The organism is Brevundimonas staleyi (genome assembly GCF_041893865.1).
Taxonomy (GTDB): domain Bacteria; phylum Pseudomonadota; class Alphaproteobacteria; order Caulobacterales; family Caulobacteraceae; genus Brevundimonas; species Brevundimonas staleyi.
In genome coordinates this window covers 2993648-3018227 of the sequence record NZ_CP169082.1, presented here as the reverse complement: position 1 = coordinate 3018227, position 24580 = coordinate 2993648, and the positions used below count along the sequence as shown (strand labels likewise).

25 protein-coding genes are annotated in these 24580 nt (G+C 69.7%); 12 read left to right on the top strand and 13 right to left on the bottom strand.

The window, feature by feature from the left end; all coding sequences use genetic code 11:
* Positions 1–164: 164 nt before the first annotated feature.
* Positions 165–632 (bottom strand): type II secretion system protein GspM, encoded by a 468-nt coding sequence (gene gspM, locus ACETK8_RS15270; RefSeq protein WP_374036686.1) that lies wholly within the window; start codon positions 630–632, stop codon positions 165–167.
* Positions 629–1762: a type II secretion system protein GspL gene (gene gspL / locus ACETK8_RS15265; protein WP_374036685.1), complete on the bottom strand. Its 1134-nt coding sequence runs from the start codon at positions 1760–1762 to the stop codon at positions 629–631. Before gspL ends, gspM begins: the two co-directional genes overlap by 4 nt.
* Positions 1763–1863: 101 nt before the next feature.
* Between gspL and gspG the strand changes: the two genes are divergently transcribed.
* From gspG to gspD, 5 genes are read left to right on the top strand one after another with little or no spacing between them, the layout of a single operon-like run.
* The gene (gene gspG / locus ACETK8_RS15260; RefSeq protein WP_374036684.1) at positions 1864–2328 is read left to right on the top strand and encodes a type II secretion system major pseudopilin GspG; all 465 of its coding nucleotides are present in this window, start codon (positions 1864–1866) and stop codon (positions 2326–2328) included.
* Positions 2329–2369: 41 nt separating this feature from the next.
* On the top strand, positions 2370–2810 hold the full coding sequence (locus ACETK8_RS15255) for a GspH/FimT family pseudopilin (RefSeq protein ID WP_374036683.1): 441 nt from the start codon (positions 2370–2372) through the stop codon (positions 2808–2810).
* Positions 2807–3178 (top strand): type II secretion system minor pseudopilin GspI, encoded by a 372-nt coding sequence (gspI, locus tag ACETK8_RS15250; RefSeq protein ID WP_374036682.1) that lies wholly within the window; start codon positions 2807–2809, stop codon positions 3176–3178. The genes ACETK8_RS15255 and gspI overlap by 4 nt, the downstream gene beginning before the upstream one ends.
* Positions 3175–4062: a type II secretion system protein N gene (locus ACETK8_RS15245; RefSeq protein WP_374036681.1), complete on the top strand. Its 888-nt coding sequence runs from the start codon at positions 3175–3177 to the stop codon at positions 4060–4062. Before gspI ends, ACETK8_RS15245 begins: the two co-directional genes overlap by 4 nt.
* Positions 4063–4071: 9 nt before the next feature.
* Positions 4072–6123, top strand: coding sequence for a type II secretion system secretin GspD (gene gspD / locus ACETK8_RS15240; protein ID WP_374036680.1), 2052 nt, complete (start codon positions 4072–4074; stop codon positions 6121–6123).
* A 143-nt stretch (positions 6124–6266) separates the two neighbouring features.
* On the opposite strand, the gene ACETK8_RS15235 is transcribed toward gspD, so the two are convergent.
* On the bottom strand, positions 6267–6965 hold the full coding sequence (locus ACETK8_RS15235; RefSeq protein ID WP_374036679.1) for a hypothetical protein: 699 nt from the start codon (positions 6963–6965) through the stop codon (positions 6267–6269).
* Positions 6966–7086: 121 nt separating this feature from the next.
* Here ACETK8_RS15235 and mntR point away from each other — a divergent pair, with 121 nt between their 5' ends.
* Both mntR and ACETK8_RS15225 read left to right on the top strand, forming a co-directional pair.
* Positions 7087–7521, top strand: coding sequence for a manganese-binding transcriptional regulator MntR (gene mntR, locus ACETK8_RS15230; RefSeq protein ID WP_374036678.1), 435 nt, complete (start codon positions 7087–7089; stop codon positions 7519–7521).
* A 70-nt stretch (positions 7522–7591) separates the two neighbouring features.
* On the top strand, positions 7592–8980 hold the full coding sequence (locus tag ACETK8_RS15225) for an Nramp family divalent metal transporter (RefSeq protein ID WP_374036677.1): 1389 nt from the start codon (positions 7592–7594) through the stop codon (positions 8978–8980).
* Here ACETK8_RS15225 and ACETK8_RS15220 read toward each other — a convergent pair.
* The 7 genes from ACETK8_RS15220 to ACETK8_RS15190 form a co-directional block, all read right to left on the bottom strand.
* Positions 8973–9236 (bottom strand): hypothetical protein, encoded by a 264-nt coding sequence (locus ACETK8_RS15220; RefSeq protein ID WP_374036676.1) that lies wholly within the window; start codon positions 9234–9236, stop codon positions 8973–8975. The genes ACETK8_RS15225 and ACETK8_RS15220 overlap by 8 nt on opposite strands.
* On the bottom strand, positions 9233–9700 hold the full coding sequence (locus tag ACETK8_RS15215; protein ID WP_374036675.1) for a glycohydrolase toxin TNT-related protein: 468 nt from the start codon (positions 9698–9700) through the stop codon (positions 9233–9235). Before ACETK8_RS15215 ends, ACETK8_RS15220 begins: the two co-directional genes overlap by 4 nt.
* A 41-nt stretch (positions 9701–9741) precedes the next feature.
* Positions 9742–11082, bottom strand: a complete 1341-nt coding sequence (locus tag ACETK8_RS15210; RefSeq protein ID WP_374036674.1) for a sulfite reductase subunit alpha — start codon at positions 11080–11082, stop codon at positions 9742–9744.
* On the bottom strand, positions 11079–12062 hold the full coding sequence (locus ACETK8_RS15205) for an FAD:protein FMN transferase (RefSeq protein WP_374036673.1): 984 nt from the start codon (positions 12060–12062) through the stop codon (positions 11079–11081). The genes ACETK8_RS15210 and ACETK8_RS15205 overlap by 4 nt, the downstream gene beginning before the upstream one ends.
* An 86-nt stretch (positions 12063–12148) precedes the next feature.
* Positions 12149–12976 carry a DUF4198 domain-containing protein gene (locus tag ACETK8_RS15200; RefSeq protein WP_374036672.1) on the bottom strand — a complete coding sequence of 276 codons (828 nt, stop codon included), beginning with the start codon at positions 12974–12976 and terminating at the stop codon, positions 12149–12151.
* A 12-nt stretch (positions 12977–12988) separates the two neighbouring features.
* Positions 12989–13510, bottom strand: a complete 522-nt coding sequence (locus ACETK8_RS15195) for a DUF2271 domain-containing protein (RefSeq protein ID WP_374036671.1) — start codon at positions 13508–13510, stop codon at positions 12989–12991.
* A gap of 11 nt (positions 13511–13521) precedes the next feature.
* Entirely contained in the window at positions 13522–14133 is a 612-nt protein-coding gene (locus ACETK8_RS15190; protein WP_374039414.1) for a PepSY-associated TM helix domain-containing protein, read from the bottom strand.
* Positions 14134–14316: 183 nt separating this feature from the next.
* Between ACETK8_RS15190 and ACETK8_RS15185 the strand changes: the two genes are divergently transcribed.
* The 4 genes from ACETK8_RS15185 (at position 14317) to ACETK8_RS15170 (ending at position 20880) form a co-directional block, all read left to right on the top strand.
* Positions 14317–16632 carry a GH92 family glycosyl hydrolase gene (locus ACETK8_RS15185; protein WP_374036670.1) on the top strand — a complete coding sequence of 772 codons (2316 nt, stop codon included), beginning with the start codon at positions 14317–14319 and terminating at the stop codon, positions 16630–16632.
* Positions 16629–17432, top strand: a complete 804-nt coding sequence (locus tag ACETK8_RS15180) for a hypothetical protein (RefSeq protein ID WP_374036669.1) — start codon at positions 16629–16631, stop codon at positions 17430–17432. Before ACETK8_RS15185 ends, ACETK8_RS15180 begins: the two co-directional genes overlap by 4 nt.
* A 36-nt stretch (positions 17433–17468) precedes the next feature.
* The gene (locus tag ACETK8_RS15175) at positions 17469–19196 is read left to right on the top strand and encodes a cytochrome c biogenesis protein DipZ (RefSeq protein WP_374036668.1); all 1728 of its coding nucleotides are present in this window, start codon (positions 17469–17471) and stop codon (positions 19194–19196) included.
* A gap of 88 nt (positions 19197–19284) precedes the next feature.
* A complete protein-coding gene (locus tag ACETK8_RS15170) occupies positions 19285–20880 on the top strand; it encodes an ATP-binding protein (protein ID WP_374036667.1) in 1596 nt (531 codons plus the stop codon).
* A gap of 188 nt (positions 20881–21068) precedes the next feature.
* On the opposite strand, the gene ACETK8_RS15165 is transcribed toward ACETK8_RS15170, so the two are convergent.
* Together ACETK8_RS15165 and ACETK8_RS15160 are read right to left on the bottom strand one after the other, a co-directional pair.
* The gene (locus ACETK8_RS15165) at positions 21069–22466 is read right to left on the bottom strand and encodes a glycoside hydrolase family 47 protein (RefSeq protein ID WP_374036666.1); all 1398 of its coding nucleotides are present in this window, start codon (positions 22464–22466) and stop codon (positions 21069–21071) included.
* A gap of 66 nt (positions 22467–22532) precedes the next feature.
* Positions 22533–22874, bottom strand: a complete 342-nt coding sequence (locus ACETK8_RS15160) for an iron chaperone (RefSeq protein WP_374036665.1) — start codon at positions 22872–22874, stop codon at positions 22533–22535.
* Between the two features lie 170 nt (positions 22875–23044).
* Here ACETK8_RS15160 and ACETK8_RS15155 point away from each other — a divergent pair, with 170 nt between their 5' ends.
* Positions 23045–23242 carry a LuxR C-terminal-related transcriptional regulator gene (locus tag ACETK8_RS15155; protein WP_374036664.1) on the top strand — a complete coding sequence of 66 codons (198 nt, stop codon included), beginning with the start codon at positions 23045–23047 and terminating at the stop codon, positions 23240–23242.
* On the opposite strand, the gene ACETK8_RS15150 is transcribed toward ACETK8_RS15155, so the two are convergent.
* Positions 23212–24401, bottom strand: a protein-coding gene (locus tag ACETK8_RS15150) for an IS3 family transposase (RefSeq protein ID WP_249341170.1) whose coding sequence is annotated in 2 segments (ribosomal slippage) — positions 23212–24149 and positions 24149–24401 — 1191 coding nt in all. Because the reading frame shifts where the segments join, the coding sequence is not laid out codon by codon here. The two genes, ACETK8_RS15155 and ACETK8_RS15150, sit on opposite strands and share 31 nt — an antisense overlap.
* Positions 24402–24580 lie beyond the last annotated feature (179 nt).

Sequence of the window (24580 nt, the reverse complement as noted above, 5' to 3'; positions counted from 1 at the left end):
TTTCGACCAAACTCATCCCTCCCTCCGTTCACCCCAGCGAAGGCTGGGGTCCAGATGGAGTGATGGTTGGCAGGCGTGGGTCACCAGTGCGTCGCCCATGCCGACGGTGTTCGTGATCTGGACCCCAGCCTTCGCTGGGGTGCACGGGGAGAGAGGTACGAGGCTCATTGGAGAATGCCGAGGGTCACGTCGACGACGCCGTCCGAGGCGCCGCGCCGGATGTTGACGCTGGACAGGGTGGCGCCCGACGCCTCCAGCGAGGCCAGCCACGGGATGACCGCGTCATAGCGGGCGCCGGTGACCGAGACCTCGGCCGTCGTGTCGTCGCCGGTCACGGTCGGGATGATGCCGAAGGCGGCGGCGTGAGTGGGGATGGCGGCCTGAAGCGGGCCCGACAGGCCTGAGTTGGAGGTGGGGACCACGCCGCCTGCCGCGCGGACATCGACCATGACCTGTTCATAGGCGGCGATGCGGCCGATGGCGGTCTGGCGCGCGTCCAGCAGGGGACGGATGACGCCGAGCCACAGGACGGCGACGACGATCAGTCCGCCGAGGAAGGCGATCATGATCTGCTCGCGGCGCGAGCGGCCGGCCATCCAGACGGCGGCCTGGTCGAAGGCGGGGGACCTCATCCGGCGCCTCCGGGCGTGACGTTGATGGTGGCGTTCAGGCCGTTGGTCGCCTGGGCCGCGTCGACGGCGGCGGGGGCGCCCGTCGCGGTCAGGCCCGAGGCGTTAAGCGCAGCGATGGCGCGGTCCAGGGTCGCGGCGTCCGAGACGGCGACGCCGAGATCCAGCGAGCCCGGCGCATAGACGGCGCTGTTGAAGGCCACGGCCCCTGCGCCGGGCAGTGCGCCGGAGGTCTGGGCCATCAGCCGGGTGAAGGGACGCACGCCGCCGGACGCCGAGGGCAGGATGCGGTCGGCGGCAGCGATCAGATCGTCCTCGGCCGCGATCTGGGGCGCGACGGCTTGCAGCACGGCGCGGGCCTCGGCCTCCTTCTTCTCCGCCATGTTGTGCAGGAGGAGGGCGTCGATCCCGAGGATGCCGATGTGGGCCAGGACGCCGATCCCGGCGACGAGGGCGATGGTCTTGGCCGCATTCGGCGCCCCGACACGGGTCGCGGCATAGGGGCCCTGACGCAGGTCCAGCGGCGGCAGGACGGCGACCGTCTCTCCGCCCAGACCGAACAGGGCCGCTTCTTCCTCGACGCCGTCGGCCAGGGCCTCGGGCAGGGGATCGCCGAACGACTGGATGCGCGGTCGATCGGCGGCGGCCCAGGCGGTGTCGAGCATGGCGGTGGGGGCCGCGAAGCCCGCGCCGTTGTCGGTGCGGACCAGGGCCCGCTCGCCGTCCGCCTTCACGACCCAGGCGCCCGCCGACGGCATGGGCAGTGTCAGGGCGTCGGGCAGCAGGATGGCGGGCTCCAGCGCCGCCTCGTCCAGCATGGCGATCCACGACGCCATCTTGGTATGACGCACGACCCCGGCGACGTGGCGGCGCGGCGCCACCTCCATGCCCAGGGCGAAATGCAGGGTGGCCAGGGGCTCGCCCACCGCGTCCTCCAGCGCATAGGCCAGGTTGGCCAGACGCGCCGCGCGGGTCGGGAAGGGCAGATCGACCGTCAGGGTCAGGACGTCTTCCGAAGGGACCAGAACCGTCGTCGGACCGGCATAGGACCGATCAACTGCTATGATTCTGTCATCAACGATGCGCCATAAGCCCCTGCTCGGAAGGTTCGATCTGGCGGGGCGGCCGAGCATTGGCGAAACTCAATAGAATGACGTGGCCGGAGCGGATGACGCGGTCTATAGCAGCGAAAACAAGCCTGTCGCCACTGGCGCTACCGTTAAGAAAAAGTGTCATGATTACTTTGTTCAACCGTCACAAGCGTGGCCGTGATCTTGCATCGCGGCGCGCGGGCCTGACACTGGTCGAGATGATCGTGGTGCTGGCGATCATCGCCGTGGTCGCCGTCCTGATCGTGCCGAACGTCATCGGCCGCCCGGACGAGGCGCGGGTGACGGTGGCCAAGACGGACCTGAAGACCATCGCCACGGCCCTGCGGATGTACCGGCTCGACAACGGCGACTATCCGACGACGCAGCAGGGGCTGGAGGCGCTGGCCAGCCGCCCGACGACCCCGCCGGAGCCGCGCGCCTATCCGGCCGAGCCCTATCTGACCGAGGTCCCGACCGACCCGTGGGGCAAGCCCTATGTCTATCGCAGCCCCGGCACGGGCGGCGCCTACGACCTGCTGTCCTACGGCAAGGACGGGCGCGAGGGCGGCGAGAAGCTGGACGCCGACCTGACCGAACGCACGCGCTGAGCATGAGTGTCGGGGGACACGTCTTCAAGCGGCGGTCGGGGATGACCCTGGTCGAGATCCTGGTGGTCCTGGCCATCGTGGGCGTGATGGCGGCCGTCGTGACCCTGGGCGTCGGCGCGGCCGATCGCGGCATGGGCGTCGAGACCGAGGCCAACCGTCTGGCGGACCGGCTCAGGCTGGCGGCCGACGACGTGCTGGTGACCCGGCGTCCCCTGAGCCTGTCGTTCGACGGCGAGGGTTATGTCTTCACGCGTGGCGATGAAGCGGCGACGGGCGTCGTGGATGCGCTGGCCGAGCGTCATGCGTTTCCGGCGGGCGTGCGGATGGTCGGGCTGGGCCTCGCCTCGCCCGTGAGCATCGATCCCGACGGGGCGGCGCCGGTCGCGGCCTTCGGTCTGACCAAGGGGGATCAACGGTGGCGCGTGACCTTCGACGGGCTGAACGCCGTGGTCGAGCCGGTGACGGAAGAGGTCCCGGCATGAGGCGCCCCCGCAAGCAGGCTGGATACTCCCTGATGGAGGCGCTGGTCGCCCTGTTCATCCTGGCCATCGCGACGGTCGGCCTGACCCGCGCGACCCAGGCCCATGTCGACGGCGTGCGGGGTCTGGAACAGCGGGTCGTGGCCCAGTGGGTGGCCGAGAACCGGCTGGTCGAGCTCAATCTGGAAGGTCCGGTGCAGACGCCGGACGTCTCCGTCGTTCGCATGATGGAGCGGGACTGGGACGTGCGGGTCCAACGTCGCAACACCGACGATCCGGACCTGGTCGCCGTCGAGGTGGCCGTGGCGCCGGCGGGCGGTCAGGAGACGGTGCGTCTGTCCGGCTTCGTCGATCGGGGAGCGACGGCATGACCCCCGAACGCAGGGAAGAACTGATCCTCCGGACCGTCAGCGTCGTCGTGGTCGGATCGCTGGCCGTGGCGCTGGCCGGGCTGACCTGGCGGCTGGTCGGCTGGGACGACGGCCGGACCGAGGTCGCCGTGGCCGACGGTCTGCCGCCGCTGGGTGGAGCCGCCGCCATGCCCGGCGCCGACGCCGATGTGGCGCGGATCGTGTCGCTGGCGCCGTTCGGCGGCGCGACGGCGACGGTCGGCGGCCTGTCCGGATCGACCCTCGGCCTGGTGTTGAAGGGGATCATCTCGGCCTATCCGCCCAGCGCCTCCACCGCCCTGATCTCGGTCGGCGAAGGCCCGGCGACCATCTACGGCGTGGGCCAGACGCCGGTCGGGGATGCAGTGATCGAATCCATCGAGGTGGACCACGTCGTCCTGACCTCGGGCGGCACGCGCCAGCGCCTCGACTTCCCCATCCCCGTCGTCGCCGATCCGGCCGCCGCCGCCGCGCCCGCAACGCCCGGTGCGGGGATCACGGTGACGCCCGCCGTTTCGGCCGCGACGCCGCCTCCGCCCCCGGCCGCGGCGCCCGCATCCGGCGCCGCTCTGGCCGCTCAGCCTTCCGGCCCCGCCGCCGCTCCCGCCGCCAATGTCGCGGCGGCCGCCGCCGGAGCGGGTGTCACCGCCACCGCCTCCGGCTACCGCATCGGCCCCAACCCCTCCGCCGAGATCCGCCGCTTCGGTCTCCAGCCCGGCGACGTGATCGAGACCCTGAACGGCGAGGCCGTGGGCGTCGCGGGTCTGGATGCCGCCCTCATCGAACGCGCGCGGGCCGCCGGTCAGGCGCGGGTCGTCATTCTTCGGGAAGGCCGCCGCCTGACCGTCAACCTCCCCCTTCGCTAGGAGCCCGGCGTGAAGAAGTTCCTCCGCCTGTCCACCACCAGCGTTCTGGCGCTCAGCATGGTCGCCGGGCCGGTCGCGCCCGCCTCCTTCGCCCAGACCGTCGCCCCGCCGCCCGCCGCCATGCAGGACGTGGTCATCAACATGCGCGGCGCCGACATCAAGGACGTCGCCGAACAGGTCAGCCGCATCACCGGCCGCACCCTGGTGCTGGACCCGGCCGTCCAGGGTCAGGTCAACGTCGTCTCGGCCGAGCCTCTGAGCCGCAACGGGGTGTGGGAGCTGTTCCTGTCGGTGCTGCGGACCTCGGGCTTCGCGGCGGTGCGGAGCGGCAATGTCTGGCGCATCGTGCCCCAGGCGACTGTGGTCCAGAGCGGGGCGTCGGAGACCGGCGCCGCCAGCTCCAACCAGCAGATCGTGACCCGTCTGGTCCGCCTGCGGAACCTGCCCTCGGATCAGGCCGTGCGCGCCCTGCGTCCCCTGGTGTCCTCCTTCGGCGCCATCGAGGCCCTGACCGAGCCGAACGCCGTGGTCGTCACCGACTATGCCGAGAACATCCGCCGCGTGCAGCAGCTGGCCGCCAGCCTCGACGCTGGCGGCGGCTCGTCCTTCGACAGCATCGCCCTGCGTCACGCCTCGGCGACCGATGTCGCCGCCTCGGTCAGCGCGCTGCTCGGCTCCGACGCCGGTGGGCCGCGCGTGACGGCCGACGAGCGGTCCAATGTCCTGCTAATCCGCGGCGACGCCGCCGACCTGGCCCAGGCCCGCTCCATCGTGGCGGCGCTCGACACGCCGGGCGGGGCGACGCCCGTGACCCGCGTGGTGCGCCTGAGGAACTCCGACGCCGAGTCGATCACCGAGATCGTGCGCGGCCTCCTGGGTGGCGAACCGTCCGCGACCAACCCGGTGGCCCGCTCGCTGCGCAGCACGACGGGACTGGCCAGCCTGAGCGCCTCCAACCGCGACACGGCGGGCCAGACGGCGGCCGCCCTGACGTCCGGCGCCGGCGCCACGACGCCCCAGACGACCTCCGGGTCGGCGGCGACGCGGACCGAGGCCTTCACCCTGGACGGGGTGACGGTCCAGGCCTCGCCGCAGCTGAACGCCGTGGTCATGCGCGGCCCGCCCGCGACGGTGGACATGCTGGAAGACGTCATCGGCCAGCTCGATCTGCGTCGCGCCCAGGTGAAGATCGAGGTCGCCATCGTCGAGATCACCGGCGAACTGGGCGAACAGATCGGCGTCCAGCTCGGCTTCGGCGGAGCGGTGCCGGCGGACGGCGTCGTCGGCGGGACCTCGTTCAACAATGCGGGCACGGATCTGGCGACCGTGCTTTCGGCCCTCGGCTATCCGGCCGGGCGTCTCCTGGGATCCGGCCTGTCGCTGGCGGCGGGGTCCGACGGCGACTTCGGCGTCCTGCTGCAGGCCGTGGGCACCAACTCGGCGGCCAACCTCCTGTCCTCGCCCAACCTGACCGTGCTGGACAACGAGCCGGCAGAGATCGTGGTCGGCCAGAACGTGCCGTTCCGCACCGGCAGCTTCGCCACCACCGGCAACTCCACCAACCCCTTCACCACCATCAGCCGCGAGGACGTGGGCCTGACCCTGCGGGTCGTGCCGCGCGTGCATGAGGGCGGGGTGGTCCGGCTGGAGGTCGCGCAGGAAATCTCGGCCCTGGCCCCGACCGCCGTGGTCGGCGCCGCCGACCTGGTCACCAGCCGCCGCAGCCTCCAGACCTCGGTCCTGGCCGATGACGGCGAGACGGTGGTGCTGGGCGGCCTGGTCACCGACGACCGCCAGAGCGCCAACAGCCGCGTGCCCGGTCTGGCCAGCCTGCCCCTGGTCGGCGCTGCCTTCCGCTCGCGCCGGGACAGCCAGACGCGCCGCACCCTGTTCATCTTCCTCAAGCCGACGATCCTGCGCGACAGCGCCGCCGTCGCCGCCGACGCCCAGGCCAGCTACGACCGCCTGCGCGCCGCCGAGCCCCTGCGCCTCGACCCGACCCGGCCCGAGCCCATCGCCCGCGACCCGCGTCTGGCGCCGGAGGTGGACGACGTGTTCTGAGCCATCCGTTTCCGCTCATCCCCGCGAAAGCGGGGACCCAGTTCTGTGGACGCGCGGAAGAAACGCGGGCTCACTGAAATCAATCCCGCGCACCTGTGCCTCTCGAAAGCACTGGGTCCCCGCTTTCGCGGGGATGAGCGGGTTTAAGGGCGGCGCTCGTCGAACCGGGGGATGACGAGGTCGGGATCGGCCTCGGCGCCCTCGGGCGGGCGGGCGACCGGCTGGCGCTGGTCGGTGAGGCGGAGCAGGGGTGCCGTGATCCGCGCCCGCGCCTCCGCACGGCGATAGACCGTCTGGCCGCCGAACAGGGCCGCCGCGCCCGCCAGCGCGCCGCCGAAGAAGATCATCAGGGCCGCGAACGCCCCCTCCCACCAGCGATCCCGGCCATAGACCGCGACCGGCGCATCGACGGCGGCGACCGCGACCGGAGGGCTGGCGGTCGCGGACTCGGCCAGGGTCATCAGGCTCCCGCCGCGCGCCATCATCATCGGCACATTGGCGCGAGGCACGACGGCGTAGGCGCCCCGCCCGGTCCGCATCAGGGCGATGTCCTGATCCAGCAGGGCGGCGCCGAAGTCCTTCAGCAGGGCGTCCGACGAGTACCAGCCGTCGGCGCGGAAGGTGACGAGGCCGTCCACGGCCGGATCGATGGTCAGGTCATAGGACAGAGCCCCGCCGACCACGTCCTGCGCCGCCTCGGCCACCGGCGTGTCGGTGAAGCTGAAGACATAGAACTGCAGCGGCTCGGCGGCGGCCGGGATCGGCGCGGTCGCCGGCGTCTGGGCCGCGACGGGCGAGGCCAGCAGGGTCAAGGCGATCAGGGCGGGGCGGAGCAAACGCATCGGAGGTCTCGATACCACGTCGCGGTCCTTGAGCGCCTTTCGCGACAGGACGATGAATTCACCGGCGGCGTCGTCTAGGATGGCCGCGCGCGGAAGGGCCCGCGTGATTCAGGAGACCGACGTGGTTCAGGTTCCCGGCGCCGCCCGACGCGCCGCCGCCTTTCGTCGAATGCGCGACGCCCGCTCCAGCGAGGTGGCGGAGGACTATGTCGAGATGGTCGGCGACCTGATCGCGGAGACGGGCTCGGCGCGGCTGACGGACCTGGCCGATTGTCTGGGCGTCGCCCCGGCCACGGCGGCCAAAGCCCTGCAACGGCTGCAACGCGACGGTCTGGTCGAGACCAAGCCCTATCGCTCCATCACCCTGACCGAGGCGGGGGAGACGATGGCGGCGGCGTCGCGCGAGCGGCATCGGATCGTCCATGAGTTCCTGATCGCCTTGGGCGTCTCCGGCGAGACGGCCGAGGCCGACGCCGAGGGCATCGAGCACCATGTCAGCCCCGAGACCCTGACCCTGTTCGAAGCGATGACGAAACGGCTCAACAAGGGCGGTTGATTTTCGCAGCCTTTGGACAGAATGTCGCACCTTGAAATTCAGCCTTTGCTGAATTTCAGGCGGAGCGGCGATGACGGCCCTGAGCGACCCCGACAAATCCCTGCCGGAGGCGCACCGGACGATCCCGGTGTGGCGGACGGGCGGGGCCGCGCGTCCGTGGTGGCGGCGGATGCTGGCCTTCTCCGGGCCGGGGTTTCTGGTCGCCGTCGGCTATATGGACCCGGGCAACTGGGGCACCGATCTCGCGGGCGGCAGCCAGTTCGGATACGCGCTTCTGTGGGTCATCCTGGCCTCCAACCTGATGGCCATCTTCCTTCAGGTCCTGTGCGCCCGGCTGGGCCTCGTGACCGGCAAGGACCTGGCCCAGGCCTGTCGCGACCACTATTCGAAGCCGACCTCCATCGCGCTCTGGCTGCTCTGCGAGGTGGCCATCATCGCCTGCGACCTGGCCGAGCTGGTCGGGGCGGCGGTGGCGCTGAACCTGCTGTTCGGCATTCCCCTGGTCTGGGGCGTGCTGATCACCGGGTTCGACGTCCTGATCCTGTTGATGCTGGTCAATGTCGGCTTCCGCTGGCTGGAGGCCATCGTCATCGCCCTGGTGACGACCATCGGCGCCTGTTTCGCCTATTCGATCTTTCTGGCCCAACCCGACTGGGCGGCGGCCGCGCAGGGGGCCTTCGTGCCCAGCCTGCCGGGGGGAGGGGCTCTTCTGATCTCGCTGGGCATTCTCGGTGCGACGGTGATGCCGCATAACCTCTATCTGCATTCCTCCATCGTCCAGACGCGGGCGCACGGGCGCGGGCCGGCCGATCTGAAAGCCGCCATCGGCCACAACACGGTCGACACCATCGTGGCCCTGGGCGCCGCCTTCTTCGTCAATGCGGCCATCCTCGTCCTGGCGGCGGCGGTCTTCTTCAAGGCCGGGATCGAGGTCGACGACCTGCGTCAGGCCCACGAACTGCTGACGCCCGCGCTGGGTGGCGCGGCGGCGACCGCCTTCGCCGTGGCCCTGCTGTGCTCGGGCCAGTCCTCGACCATCACCGGCACGCTCGCGGGTCAGATCGTGATGGAGGGGTTCCTGCGTATCCGCATCAAGCCCTGGATCCGGCGTTTGATCACCCGCTGCATCGCCATCGTCCCGGCCCTGCTGATCGTCTCCGCGACCGGCGGGCGGGATACGGTCCAGCTCCTGGTGATCAGTCAGGTCGTCCTGTCGATGCAGCTGCCCTTCGCCATCTTCCCACTGATGATGCTGACCTCCGACAGGGCGAAGATGGGGCCGTTCGCCAACGGGCCGCTGGTCAAGGTGATCGGCTACGCCATCTGCGCGGTGATCTCGGCGCTGAACGTCTATCTGCTGTGGAGCGTGATCGGGCCGATGTGGCTGGGCGTTCTGGCGGCGGTCATGATCGGCTTCGCGGCCTGGGTCCGGTTCGGCTACCGCGCCCCCGCTATTTGACGAAGGCCCCGCCGCGCACCGCCCCGGTCTTCAGGTCCAGGCGCAGACTCAGACCCTGAAAGCTGTCGGCGACGACTTCGTCGTCCTCGACCCGCATGGCCACGAAGGCGTCCTGACCCTCGCCCTCTGGCGGATGGGCGATCCAGCGACGACGGCCGGTCGAATGCAGACGCACAATGGCGCCGCGCTCGGTCTCGGGCGCGGTCAGGCCGTGCAGGATCAGGCGGTCGCCGTCGGGTAGATCGATCTGGCTCATGGAAGCGGAATGGGGTCGGAGAAGCTTTCGGCCGGGATCAGTTCCAGGAGCTGAACCTGACGCCCTCCGCCCGGCTGATCGAAGGCGGGCGCGGCGATGCCGATCTTCATCAGGGTTCCGGCGGGCACGGTGACGACGGAATAGAACTCGGCCGTGTTCTGGGGCGGCAGGGCCATCTCGGCCTTCACGGCGGCGGAGGAGGCGGGCAGGGTCGCCGACATCCAGGCTCCCAGCCGGTTCGCCCCGCCGCCATAGGCCCGGTACAGGGTCATGACCCGGTCGCTGCGAACCTCCTGCACCGTCCCGACCCAGGCCTCGACCACCACGGCGGGGGCGGCGACGCCGTAGACGGAGGGCCCGGCGGCGGGCGTGGCGCATCCGGCCAGCCCAAGAGTGATGGCCGCCATCGCCATCATCACAGGCGTCAGCAGCCAGGCGCGCGCGCGATTGCGGATCGTCGTCATGGTCGTCTCCCCCGAGTCTCGGGGGAAGCTACGCTCGAACCCTAGTAGACGTCTCGCCGGTAACGCCCGTTTTCGACCAGATCGCGCAGGGCCTCGGCGCCGAGCACGGTCTCCAGCGCCGCGTTCACCCCACCGGCCATGCCTTCCAGACTGCCGCAGACATAGATCGCCGCCCCACGCCCGACCCAGTCGCGGACCGCTTCGGCCTCGGCTTCGATCACGGCCTGGACATAGCGGCCGTCGCCGGCGTCGCGCGAGAAGGTGCGATCCAGCCGGGTCAGGACGCCGTTCGTCCGCCAGGCCTGAAGCTCTTCGTCGTGGAAGCGGTCGTGGGCTGAGGTGCGCTCGCCGAACATCAGCCAGGCGCCGGCGGTCGAGCCTTGGACCGCGCGGGTCTTCAGGTGCGAGCGGAGCCCTGCGATCCCCGTGCCGTTGCCGATCAGGATCATCGGCGTCGCCGCATCCGGCCCGTGGAAGGCGCGGTTGGCGCGGATCCGCATGGGGGCGATCTCGCCGACGTTCAGCGTCTGGGTCAGCCAGCCGGAGGCGAGGCCCGGCGTGCCGTCCGGCCGCTGCATCAGCCGGATCAGGAACTCGGCCCGCCCATCCGAGGGCAGGGAGGCGACGGAGTATTCGCGGTGGGCCAGACCGCCCTCGGGCGCGGGGACGCCGATCTCGGCGATGTCGCCCGCCACCCATTGCAGGACGCCGTCGACCGGCTCGAACGCCAGATGCCAGGCGCCCTCGCCGGGGCTGCCGGGGTTCAGCAGGCGACGCTCGACCAGACGCCAGTGGGCATAGGACGGCGGGGCCCAGTCGGGGGCGGCGACCGATCCGGTCAGGCGGCTGAGCTCGCCCTGCCAGTGGCGAATGGCGGCGGCGTCACCGTTGTCCACCTCGACCGCGTCGAACAGGGGCGAGGCGCCCGCCGACTTCAGCCAGCCGTCCAGCGCCCGGCCGAAGCCGCAGAACTCCGCATAGGTCCGGTCGCCCAGCGACAGCAGGCCATAAGAGACGTCGGACAGGTTCGCGCCCCCGGTCATGACCTTCCGCACGAAGCCCGAGGCGCTGTCGGGCGCATCGCCCTCGCCGGTGGTGGAGGCGATGAACAGCACCCGCGCGGCCGTGGTCAGGTCGACGGGTTCGATCTCGGCGAAGGATTTGATCTGGGCGACCTGGCCCGCGTCGGCGAAGGCCCTGGCCGTCATCCCCGCCAGTTCGTCGCCGAAGCCGGTCTGGCTGGCGACGGCGATCAGGGTCGATCCCGGCTGGGCGGCGGGCGCGGGCTTGCTGCGAAACCGCCAGACGGTCCAGCCGGTGAAGGCCAGCCAGATGACTACTGTCGCGGCGGCCCACAGCAGACGCACGGGATCGTCGATCACGCCTCTTCCTCGTCCATCATGGCGACGAAGGCGGGGGTCAGGTGTTCGACCATGCCCGCCTCGGTGCGGACGACGATCTGGGCGGCGAGGCCGTGGGCGGTCGCGAGGGCCAGACCCTCTTCGGCGCCCAGCACGGTCAGGGCGGTGGCCCAGCTATCGGCGGTCATGGCGCTGGCGTGGAAGACGGTGACGGAGGTGACGCCGTTGTCGATCGGACGCCCGGTGCGGCCGTTCAGGGTGTGCGGATAGAGATGACCCTCATGTTCGAAGGCGCGCCGCCAGTCGCCGGAGGTGGCCACGGCGATGTCCACCAGCGCCGCCACGGTGCGGGCGGAGGGGGCGCCTGGCGGTTCCTCCAGACCGATCCACCACGGCTGGCCGTCAGGTTTCACGCCCAGACCGCGCATCTCCCCGCCGATCTCGACGAGGTGGGAGGTCGCGCCCAGACGGCTCAGGGCCTCGGAGACGCGGTCCACGGCATGGCCCTTGGCGATGCCGGAGAAGTCGAGCTTCATCCCGCCCGGCTGGACCGCCCCCCGCGCATCGCGGTTCAGGCGCAGCCTCCGCCAGCCGCTGACCGACAGGGCGGCGGCGATCTCATCCTCCGGCGGCACGGGCGAGCCGATGCGCGGTCCGGGCGGGCCGAACCCCCACAGATCGACCAGGGCGCCCAGCGTCGGATCGACCGCTCCATCGGTGTCGTCGGCCAGATCCATCGACGCATCCAGCACCGTCCAGAAGGCCTGGGACAGGGCCCAGACCCCGGCGGGCGCGGCGTTGAACCGAGAAATCTCGCTGGTCGGTTCCCAAGGGCTGAACACCGCGATCACGGCGTCCAGTTCGGGCTGGATGACGGCCAGCAGAGCGGTCTCCGTCACCCCGGCGGGGGCGACGGCGCCGACCGACCAGCTCGTGCCCATGGTCTCGCCCTTGAGGCGCAGGACCTCGTCGCCCGGGGGCCGGGACGGCGGGGCGCTCATGGGCGGGATCAGGACGCGGGTCGCCGACCGCTCGTCCGCCTGGCGGAGGTCGAGCGGCGGCGGGGCGCCGCGCGAACCGCGAAGGCTCAGGGCAGGACCTGCAGGACGACGGTGTAGGCGGCCGAGTTGGCCGGCGGGCCGTTGCGGCCGCCGCCGGCCGGGGCCGACGGGTCGCGCCACGAAGTGTTGACCCAGTACATGCCCGCTTCCGGCCAGGTGACGGAGACCTTGCCCTCGGCGTCGGTCTTGACCGTCATCTCTTCCGGGTTGTCGCGATACTGCAGGCCGCCGCGCGCCACGATGATGTCGGCGTCGGCGTAGGGCTGGCCGTCGCGCAGGAACTGGAAGGTTCCGGCCTCGCCCGCGACCAGGTCGTTCGGGTGGGTGACGGGCACCATCTCGATGCCCACGCCGGTCGGGGTGAAGACGGTCTCGGTCGGATTGCCGAGCGTCACGAAGGTCTCCAGCCGGTTGGCGCTGAAGGCCGAGACGACGTCGGTGGCGCCGGCCGGGATGTTGGCCGCCATCTCGGCCTGCGGACCGCGCCAGCGACCCTGTTCGCCGTTCAGCATCCAGCTGGCGTTCATGCCGGCCGAGGCGTTGGCGATCTTCCAGGTGCCGGGCTTGTTGATCTCGACGTCGAAGGTCGTGCGATAGGCACCCTGCATCAGGTTGGCGGCCGCGCCGGCCGAGCCGTCCGGGGCGGTGATCTGCAGCGACTGCGGCGTCAGGCGCAGCGGGGCGTGGTCGGCGATGAAGACGCCGTTCGAGGCGCCGGCGTCGAACGACACCCAGAAGCTGTCGCCCGACAGGACGGTGTGCGACGGCATCAGCCAGCCGCGGTGGGCGCTGGCCGACATGGGCGCGGCGACGGCGGCGAGGACGGCCAGGGCGGGCAGGATGAACTTCTTCATGTCAGGCGATCCTTAGCGGGTGACGGCGACGCGCACGGCGCCGAGTTCGGAGGTTCCGGTGGCGGTGGCGTTGTTGGCCGCGCCGCCCCAGGTGAAGGGCACGCGGACCAGTTCGCGGCCGCCCTGTTCGCGGGCCGCCTCGACGACGACGTTGTAGCTTCCGGCCGGCAGGGCGTTCATGCGGGCGGCCGCGGCGGTGATGGTCTGGCGACCCGGCGCGCGGGTCGGGCCGGTCACGCCGTCGATCGGCAGGGTGGTCGCGCGACCGCCCTTCCGCCACCAGGTGCGGATGTCCTTCAGATACTGTTCGCCGTCGCCCTCGCCGCGCGCCGTGGCGCCGGCCTCGTACCACAGCGCGATGGTGTGCATCGGCGCCTGGTCGGCGGCGCGCTCGATCCACACGGCGACATAGGGGCGGTGATAGGCGGCGGTCCGGATCGTCGGCACCTCGACCGTCACCGTCAGGTCGGCGGCCAGGGCGGGGGCGGCGACCGAGGCAGCGCCGGCGGCCAGGATCAGGGGCAGAGTACGCATGATGGAACTCGTCAGTGGATGAAGATGAGGGCGATGATGACGGGGACGGCGATGCCCAGACCGACCAGGGGCCAGGTCGAGGCGCGGTTCCTGGCGTGCAGCCACAGAAGGGTCAGGCCGGTGATCGTGAAGACGATGCAGGCCACGGCGAAAACGTCGATGAACCAGTACCAGACCGGGCCGGTGTCGCGTCCCTTGTGCAGGTCGTTGACGTAGGCGATCCAGCCGCGCGTCGTCGTCTCGTGCACCGCCTTGCCCGTGGCGCGGTCGATGGTCAGCCAGCCGTCCGAGCCGGGGCCTTTCAGGGCGACATAGATCTCGTCGGACGCCGTCTCGGTCGGCTTGCCGGCGATGGAAGCCTTGAACTCCGACGAGGCCCAGCGGGCGATGGCGTCGGGCACCGGGTCGGTCGTCTCTTCGGGGAAGTCGGACAGGCGTGCCAGCAGGGGCGCGGGCAGGGTGGCGGTCGTCTCGACCGTCACCGGATCGGCCGGGATTTGCCCTGCGTGGTTCAGGGTGATGCCGGTCACCGCGAACAGCAGCATCCCGGCCAGGGACAGCCCCGCCGAGATCCAGTGCCAGCGGTGCAATTCCTTCAGCCAGAAGGCGCGCGCGCCGTTCATCGAGCGCGCCTTGGGGGCGGGCTTGTCGACAGGTTTTGCGGCGGCGTCGGTCACGCACGGCCTCTGCCATATACTGCGAATGATTTGCAAGAGATCGGACCGGCGTTCCGTCGCCTGCGCGACTTGGGCGACACGGCGAATCCCGGCTGATAGGGTTCTCAAAATCGGCGAGGGAGCATTCGGATGCGGCGTATCGGTCTGGCGGCGGTGATGGCGGTCTGTCTGGCGGGGCCGGGCTGGGCCCAGGTGTCGGATCCGGTGGACGCCGTGGATGTCTTCATCGGCACGGCGGGCAAGGGCCATACCTTCCCCGGCGCGGTCGCCCCCTTCGGCATGGTGCAACTGAGCCCCGACACCGACTATCGCTACTTCCGCCAGTCCTATGATTGGGCCTCGGGCTATCGCCACGACGACCCGACCATCATGGGCTTCTCCCACACCCATTTCTCGGGCACCGGCCACTCGGACCTCGGCGACATCCTGATCACGCCGCAGACGGGCGAGACCATCCGCTGGGACGTCGGCGACGTTGACCAGCCCGGATCGGGCTATCGCTCCCGCTACGACAAGGCGTCGGAGACCGCCGAGCCCGGCTACTATTCGGTGCAGCTGACCGACACACCGGTTCTGGCCGAACTGACCACCGGCGTCCGCACCGGCCTGCATCGCTACACCTTCGCCCCCGGAGAGCGGGCGCGCGTGCTGCTCGATCTGCGCCACTCCATTTACGACTATCCGGGCAAGGTCCTGTGGTCGCGCATCCGCCTGCATCCGGACGGCACGGTCACCGGCTTCCGCCAGACGCGGGGCTGGGCGCCCGGCCGCCAGGTCTATTTCGCCATGCGCTTCTCCCAGCCCATCGTCGGCCGCGAGATCCAGAACCGCGAGACCGACATTCCCTACAACGGCTTCCGCCAGCCGGGCCGGGCGCTGGACGATCGTCAACAGGTTCAGGGCCGCGCGCTGGAGGCCGCCTTCGATTTCGGCGTCCTGACCGAACCCCTGGTGGTCAAGGTCGCCATCTCTTCGGTCGACGAGGCGGGCGCCATCGCCAATCTGGAGTCCGAAGGCCGGGGCTTCGACTTCGACGAACAGCGCGGCGTCACGCGGGCGGCCTGGGTCGATGCGCTGGCCGTGCTCGACATCCAGGCCGAGCCGGAGATGAAGATCAGCCTCTACACCGCCCTCTACCACGCCCTGATCGCGCCCTCGGTCCATTCGGACGCCGATGGCCGCTGGCGCGGGCCGGACAATCAGGTTCACCAGGCGGACTTCACCGTCCATTCGACCTTCAGCCTGTGGGACACCTTCCGCGCCGAGCATCCGCTGCTGACGCTCGTCGCCCCGGCCCAGCGCAACGCCGACATGGTCAACTCCCTGATCGCCGCGCAACAGGTCAGCCCCTACGGCATCCTGCCGGTCTGGTCGTTCCACGGCCAGGAGACCTGGACCATGATCGGCTATCACGCCGTGCCGGTGATCGCGGACGCCTATCTGAAGGGCATTCCCGGCATCGACGGCGAGCGGGCGCTGGACGCCATGATCGCGTCCGCCACCTACCGTCCCTACGGAGGCCTGGGCGACTATATGGACCTCGGCTACGTCCCCATCGACCGGGAGCCGGAGGCCGCCTCCAAGACCGTCGAATACGCCTATGACGACTGGACCATCGCCCGGATGGCCGAGCGTCTGGGCCGCCGCGACGTGACCGCCGAGTTCGACCGCCGCGCCGGCTTCTGGAAGAACACCTGGGATCAGGAGACGCGCTTCGTCCGCGCCCGCCTGGCCGACGGCTCCTTCCGCGAGCCCTTCGACCCGGTCGCGATCAACTACGGCTCCGACTACACCGAGGGCAACGCCTGGCAGTATTCCTGGTTCGTGCCCCAGGACATGGCGTCCCTGGTCACCGCGATGGGCGGAGACGAGGCCACGGTCGCCAAGCTGGACGCCATGTTCGACTACGACAATACGGGCCTCGACTACTCCCACGCCGAGGACATCGCCGGCCTGATCGGCCAGTACATCCACGGCAACGAGCCCAGCCACCACTCGGCCTACGCCTATGTCTACGCCGGACAGCCCTGGCGGACCCAGGAGCGTCTGAAGCAGATCGTCGAGAGCCAGTACCACTCCGGCCCGGCAGGCCTCGCCGGCAACGACGACGTGGGCCAGATGTCGGCCTGGCTGATGTTCACGGCCATGGGCTTCTATCCGGTCACACCGGGCTCCAACCAGTACGTCATCGGCCGCCCCTTCACCGAGCGCACGACGATCAACCTCCCGGACGACCGCCGGTTCGTGATCTCGACGGCGGGGCTTCGGGACGACCACCGCTACATCCAGTCGGTCACCCTGAACGGTCGTCCGCTGGAGCGCACCTGGATCACCCATGAGGAGATCGTCGCCGGCGGCGAACTCCACTTCGTCATGGGCGCCGAGCCGAACCGCACCTGGGGCGCGGACGGGGCCGCGCGGCCCTATTCTATGAGCGCGCGGTGATCGCACTCCTCATCGCGGCGGCGCTGGGTCAGGCCGCCCACGCCGCCCCGCCGCCGATCCCGTTGTCCGGCCAGGCCGAGACCGTCCGCCGCTACGACGCCGGAGCGCGTCAGGGCGTGGCCGTGGGTCCGCACGACGTCTATGCGGTGTCCAACTCCACCATCGTCCGTCTCGACAAGGCGACGGGCGAGAAGCGGGCGGAATGGTCGGGCGACCCGGCCGTCTATCCGCATGTGAACTCCTGCACCCTGATCCAGGACGAGCTGGTCTGCGCCAGCTCCAACTATCCCGCCGCGCCGCACGTCAGCACGGTGGAGCGGTTCGATCCCCAGACCCTGGCGCATCGCGGCTCGATCAGCCTGGGTCTCGGGACCGGCTCCATCACCTGGGTCGAGCGGCGCGACGGCGACTGGTGGGCCCTGTTCGCCAACTATGACGCCCGGGGCGGAGAGCCGCCGCGCGATCACCGGCACACGACCCTGGTTCGTTTCGACGACCAGTGGCGACGCAAGGAAGCCTGGGCCCTGCCGACCTCCATCCTCGAGCGGATCGCGCCGATGAGCATTTCCGGCGGCGGCTGGGGACCGGACGGGCGGCTCTATCTGACCGGCCACGACCTGCCCGAACTCTATGTCGTCGCCCTGCCGGACGGCGGCGGCGTCCTGCGCTACATCGAGACCATCGGCATCGAGGCCGAGGGCCAGGCCATCGACTGGGACGAAAGCGCGCCCGGCATGCTCTACGGCATCACCCGCAGCAGCCGCGAAATCCTGGCCATGCGCGTGCCGCTGGATCGATAGTCGCATCCTCATGGCCCCGGACGCGTAGCTTCCCCCATGCTCCTCTTCCTGATCGCCTACCTAGCCGGCGCCCTGACCATCGTCAGCCCCTGCATCCTGCCAGTCCTGCCGTTCGTGTTCGCGCGGGCGGAACAGCCCTTCATCAAGAGCGGCCTACCGCTTCTGGTCGGCATGGCCCTGACCTTCGCGGGCGTCGCCACCCTCGCGGCCGTCGGCGGCGGATGGGCGGTCCAGGCCAATGCGGTGGGGCGCTGGATCGCGCTCGGCGTCATGGCGGTGCTGGGCCTGACCCTGGTCTTCCCGTCGCTGGCGGAGCGCCTGACCCGGCCTCTGGTCGCCCTCGGCTCGAAGCTGACCGAACGGGCCAGCGTGGCCCAGGCCGCCGGGCGATCTTCCATCGGTCCGTCCTTCCTGCTGGGCGTGGCGACGGGCCTGCTTTGGGCGCCGTGCGCCGGTCCCATCCTCGGCCTGATCCTGACCGGCGCGGCGCTGCAAGGCGCCTCGGCCAATACGACCCTTCTGCTGCTCGCCTATGCCCTGGGCGCCGCGACTTCGCTCGCACTCGCCCTGCTGGTCGGAGGCAAGGTCTTCCAGACGATGAAGAAGTCGCTCGGCGTCGGCGAGTGGGTGCGCAAGGGTCTGGGCGTCCTCGTCCTGATCGGCGTCGCCGCCATCGCGCTGGGCCTCGACACCGGCCTCCTGACCCGCATCTCTGCGACCAGCACGGGCGCCATTGAACAGAGCCTTCTGGCCCGCGCAGGCATGGCGTCCCCGGCCGCCACCAACCGTGAAGTCGATGTCGAGAACCTGCCCGACTTCGGCCCGGCGCCGGGCTTTGAGGGCGGCGGGACCTGGATCAACTCCGACCCCCTGACCATCGAGTCCTTGCGCGGCAAGGTCGTGGTCGTCGACTTCTGGACCTACTCCTGCATCAACTGCGTGCGGACCTTCCCCTATGTGCGGGGCTGGGCCGAGAAGTATCGCGACGCCGGTCTGGTCGTGATCGGCGTCCACACGCCCGAGTTCGCCTTCGAGAAGTCCGAGGCCAATGTCCGCGACGCGGTCCGCCGCTTCGGCCTGCCGTATCCGGTGGTCATGGACAACGACTTCGCCATCTGGCGCGCCTATTCGAACCGCTACTGGCCCGCCCACTATTTCATCGACGCGCGCGGCCGCATCCGCCACGTCCATTTCGGCGAGGGCGAATACGACCAGTCCGAACGGATCATCCGCCAGCTCCTGCGCGAGGCCGGGCGCGACCCCGGCGCCGACATGGCCGCGACCCGCAGCGCGGGCGCCGAGATGGCCGGGGGCGGGGAGGTCGGTTCGCCGGAGACCTATGTCGGCTACAGCCGCACGCGCGGCCTGACCTCGCCCGAGACCCCGGTCCGCGACGCCGTCCAGACCTACTCCATCCCGGCGTCGCTCGCCCTGAACCAGTGGGGCCTCGCCGGCGCCTGGACCCTCCGCGCCGAACACGCCGAGGCGACCACCGGCGGTCGTCTCGCCTTCCGCTTCAAGGCCCGCGACCTCCATCTGGTCATGGGCTCGGCCGAGGGGCGTCCCGTCCGCTTCCGCGTCACGATCGACGGCCGCGCGCCGGGCCCCGACGCGGGCGTGGACATCGACGCTGCGGGCGTCGGGACCATCGACGGCCAGCGCCTCTACCAGCTGATCCGCCGGTCCGACGGCGCGGGCGAACACCTGTTCGAGATCGAGTTCCTGGACCCTGGCGCCCAGGTCTTCGCCTTCACCTTCGGCTAGACCTCTAGCCCCCGGACACGGAATCCGGGCAACCACCTCGCTTCGGGGCCGCTTTGTACGCGACCGGAATCGCGTGGGAGTTCGAGTCTTGGGCAGGCGGACGTGGAAGACCTTTCGGGTCGCGGTCCTCTTCGTGGTCCTGGCGGCGGCCGGGGTCCTGACCGTGCTCGCCGTTGTCGGCTCGGCCATCGACGCCCACCAGCGCGAGAAGGAACAGACCCTGGTCGAACTGCGTCTGGCCCGCGCGCTGAAAAGCGTCGGTGAGGATCTGACCGCCAACACCATCTGGGACGAGGCCGTGGTGCGGCTGTCGGGACCTCGCGATCTCGACTGGATCGACCACCACGTCGCCCCCTTCTTCGTCGCCCAGAGCGGACATGAGGCGACGGTGGTCTATGACGGCCCCGGTCGTCTGCTCCGCGTCAGTCTGAACGGCGAGGCGACCGGCGACGACCCCGCCGAACCCCATGCCGCGGCCCTCTCTCCTCTGGTCGCGGACGCGCGCGCCAGATCCGTCGGGCGGGATCGCGCCGCGGTCGCCATGGCGGCGGTGCGCGTATCGACCGGGGTGGTCCAGGTCGCAGATCGCACCTTCCTCGCCGCCGCCTCGACCGTCGTGCGTCACACCGACGATGGTCCCATCCGTGACGCCGACCCCATCGTCGCCTCCATGAAGCCGTTCGAGACCATGATCGCCCCGCTGGGGCCGGAACTCGGGCTGACCCACGCGAGCTACCAGTCCGGCGTCGAACCGCGACTGGGCAGTCATCAGGCGGCGGTGGCGGTCCCGGGGCTGGACGACCAGACCCTCGGCTGGATCGTCTGGACGCCCGAGGCGCCGGGCGCCGCCATCCTGCGTCAGGCCGTGCCCCTGATGCTGGCCCTTCTGGCCGCCACCCTTCTGGCCGCGACCATCCTGTTCCGCCGCGTCGCCGAGGATGTGCGTGAGCTCGGCGAGAGCGAACAGGCCCTGGCCGTGGCGCTCCGCAAGGCCGAAGCCGCCAGCGACGCCAAGTCCCGCTTCCTGTCCAACATCAGCCACGAGCTCCGCACCCCGCTGAACGGCGTGCTGGGCATGGCCGAGATCATCGAGGGCGACCTCCTGACCCCGCAGCAGAAGGACCGGATGGTGGTGCTGAAGGAGGCCGGCAAGGCCCAACTCAGGCTCATCGAGAACCTCCTGACCGCCATGCGGCTTCAGAACGAGGCCGTGACCCTGACCCCCGCCGCCTTCGTTCCCGACAAGCTGCTGAAGCGCGTCGTCGGCGACTATCGCGCCACTGCGATCGCCAAGGGGCTGAAGCTGAAGGTCGAAGCCCAGACGCCCACCGCGCGCCTCGGCGACGAGGATCAGATCGCCCGCCTGATCGAACCGATCCTCGACAATGCCATCCGCTTTACGGCGTCGGGCACGGTCACCGTCCGCTCCCGCGAGACCGCCCGCCGCCTCGTCGTAGAGGTTCTCGACACTGGCCCCGGCATGGACCCGGGGACGGCCCAGACCCTGTTCACCGCCTTCACCCAGGGCGACGAAACCTCGACCCGCGCCACCGACGGCGCCGGTCTGGGCCTCGCCATCAGCCACGGTCTGGCGACCCTGATGAACGGTCGGATCGAGGTCGAGAGCAAACCGGGGGAGGGCAGCCTGTTCCGTGTGACCCTGCCGCTGTCGGCCGCCGGCTAGGGCGCCTTTCGTCAAACAAAACTTTTTGTTCGACGTCGAAATTCCGATTGGGTCAGCGTGGGCGGGACCCGGCCCGTCGCGAACCTGCCCAAGTCCGAAGCGCCCCTATACTTCCCAGTCACCGTTCGCGGAGAGGGCGAACACCGGATTTTTCGTCCGTTTCGTCCGTTTCGTCACCATGAACGACGTCATGACGAACGGACGAAACCCCGCAGCACATTGGCCTCGGTCGATAGCACCAGCCGTTCGATGTCGATCCGCTTCGGCTCGGCGAACATGATGAAGTAGTATTTCATCTGCTCGGACCACCAGTAGCCGGGGCAGTTGTCGCCCTGGGTCATCGGCCGGGTCGAGATGTCGCGCAGCGCCGTATAGCCATAGGCCGCCTTCGAGGACGCCTTCATGTTGCGATAGTGGGTGGCCGTGATGGCGCGATAGCGGTCGTTCCGGTCGTGCTGCCACAGGTTCAGCGCCGCGTCGGCGACCTCGGGCCGCAGGCCCGTGCGCAGCGTCCGGGGCTGGGCGGTTGTGACGTCGGTCGATTCCGGCACGATCAGGAACCGCGCCTGCATCGTCTCGTAGGTCTTGAGGAAGTCGTCGCCCTCGGCCTTGAACCCGGCCTGGCCCAGCAGCCCGGCCAGATAGGCGCCCAGCACCGTCTGGGAGGTGTTGGTGACCTCGCCGGTCTCATAGTCGACCATCGGGAACCACAGCAGACCCTCGTACCGCTTGCCCTGATGGTCGATCATGGCCTTCAGGCACTCTTCGGCCGCCAGCTTCAGCTCTTCGTCGCCGAACAGCTCCCAGGCGTCCCACAGGTATTCGTAGAAGCTGTCGGCATAGACGTCGATCGAGGCGTTCCGGCTGATGAACTGGCCCGTCTCCGCATGGATGTTCGCCGCCATCAGGCCGATGGGGGAACGCATGTTCAGGGCGTGCATCATCGCCTTCTTGGCGGCGGCGAAATAGCGTTCATCCCCGGTCAGCTCGCCCAGCACCCCGAACTCGGTGATGTAGGTGCCGATCTCCGCCAGGTTGGTTTCCGGATCGCGCACCGCCCCGGTCTTCAGGTTCACATAGCGATAGGGCAGGCCGTGGGGCGAGGCGTCGAAGGCCTTCAGCAGCCGATCCGCCAGATCCTGCGCCTTCTCCAGCAGCACCCGATCCTCGCAGGCCAGGAAGGCCGACAGCAGCCCGCCGACCAGCCGGATATTGGTCTCGAACACCTGGGCGTAGCCGTCGATGTCGAAGCTCAGATTGGCCTTCACCCAGTCGACCCCGGCCTGGAACTCCTCGTCCAGCTCCATGATCCACAGGGTGTCCAGCGCCTCGACCAGCGACAGGCCCAGGTCGTGCCCCTGGATGAAGAAGGACTGCGACGTGCCCGAGACGGGATTGATCTCGTCCTTGCCCCAGGCCTTCTCGACATAGTGGTCCCAGGCCCATTTGAACTCGGCCTTCACATCGGCCCCCAGGGCCGCCCAGTCCTCGGACTTCGCGAAGGCGGGCAGGGGCGCGAGACCGGCGAACAGACCGCCTCCCGCAAGGGCCAAGGCCGAACGACGGTGCAGGGACAGGGTTCTCATCGTCGGGCTCTCCGATTCAACAGGCCGCCATCCTGCCGCCCGTCGAACCCCTCTGACAATGGCCGCCTATCCGTACTGCTCGGCCAGCCGCTCGGCGGCCTCGCCGATCAGATCGACCGGCAGCGGCTCCTTGTGCGGAAAGATCAGATTGCCCTTCGGCCCGCGATAGGGCGCCAGCCGGGCCATCAGCGCCTCCGGCCCCTCGACCGGCGGATAGACCCCGACGTGCTTCTTGAAGCCCGCGAAATAGAAGAAGACCCGGCGCAGGCGGTAGGCCGGCATCTTGTAGCTGACGCATCGTTCCGCGCCCGCGACCCGTCGCTCCACCTCGGCCTGGATGGCCTGGAGCCGCTCGCGAACCTCCGGCTCGGCGGCGGCGATCAGATCGTCGTGGGTCGGTTCGCTCATAGTCCGATGTTCGCATGTGACGACGTTAAGGGAAGGGGCGATGTTGACCGCCCCGATCCTTCGGGATTCCGGCTTGGTGACGCCGCCCGCCCGGCCTAAAAGTCCGGATTGATCGCATAGGGGTTTGCGTTCCGCCGATTAACCCTGTTGGTTGTGTTCAGGGTGGATCCATGGCCGGGCTAGAACAGCTCACGACGCGCGAAAGACAATGCCTGGTGGGTGTCGCACAGCACCGCCAGTCGAAGGAGATCGCGCGCGATCTCGGCATCTCCTCCAAGACCGTCGACAAGCATATCGAGACCGCCTGCAAGAAGCTGGGTGACGTGACCCCCGTTTCTCATCCAGCCATAACGAGAGTCCTTTGGTGATCTGAACTGGGGTTGGTGGGGTTGGCAAGAGGCCGGTCAGCGCAGCCTCCAACCAGCGCAGCGGACCGGCCGATCTTTCCGCTGAGCGCATCTGCGTAGGCCTGCGGCGTCAGCCAGCCGAGCTTCGAGTGCGGCCGGGTTTCGTTGTAGTCGCGCCGCCAGGTTTCGAGCACCGCACGGGCGTGCGGCAGGGATCGGAACAGCGTCTCGTTCAGCAGCTCGTCACGCAGACGGCCGTTGAAGCTCTCGTTGAAGCCGTTCTGCTGAGGCTTGCCCGGCGCGATGTAGTGCCAGCCCACACCGGCGTCGTCGGCCCAGGCCAGGATGGCGTTGGACGTGTATTCCGTGCCGTTGTCGCTGATGATCGTCTCGGGTCGCCCGCGTCGCAGGATGATGGCGTCCAACTCGCGCGCCACCCGTCGCCCTGACAGCGAGGTGTCGGCGACGAGCCCGAGGCACTCGCGGGTGCAGTTGTCGATCACCGTCAGGATGCGGAAGCGCCGCCCGTCCGTCATCTGGTCGGACACGAAGTCCAGCGACCAGCGCTGGTTTGCGACCAGAGGAATCTCCAGCGGCCGCCTTGTGCCCATCGCGCGTTTGCGCCCGCCGCGCCGACGCACCGTCAGCTTCTCCTCGCGGTAGATCCGCTGGACACGCTTCTTGTTGACCGCATGGCCCTCGCGCCGGAGCATCACGTGCAGACGTCGATAGCCGAACCGCCGACGCTCCTGGGCCAGGGCCTTCAGCCGATCGCGCAGGGCGCCGTCGTCCGGTCGCGTCGCCTGATAGCGCACGCTCGTCCGGTCCACGCCCAGCACCCGGCAGGCCCGCCGTTCGCTCATCCCGTAAGCCGACTGCAGGTGCGCCGCCGCCGCTCGATGCGCAGCGGGCGTCACCACTTTTTTCCCAGCAGATCCTTCAGCGCGACGTTGTCCAGCATCGAGTCCGCCAGCATCCGCTTCAGCTTGGCGTTCTCCTCTTCCAGCGCCTTCAGCCGCCGGGCCTCCGACACGTCCATGCCGCCATACTTGGCCTTCCATTTGTAGAAGGTCGGCGAGCTCAGCCCGTGCTTCCTGCACAGATCCGCCACCGGAACACCGGCCTCCTGCTCGCGCAGGATCCCGATGATCTGCTCTTCCGTAAACCGTGATCGCTTCATTCTGTCCGTCCTTTCGAGGGGCGGACTCTAGCTATTCGTGGAGGAGTTTCAGGGGGTCACGTCATGGGCGTCGTCTCCCGGCGCGACGCGGCGCTCATGCTCATCGGCGACGGACTGCGGCCCGAACTACGGAATGAACCCGTAGGGGAACCGTCCCGAGTGGCGGAAACGGCCTCGAG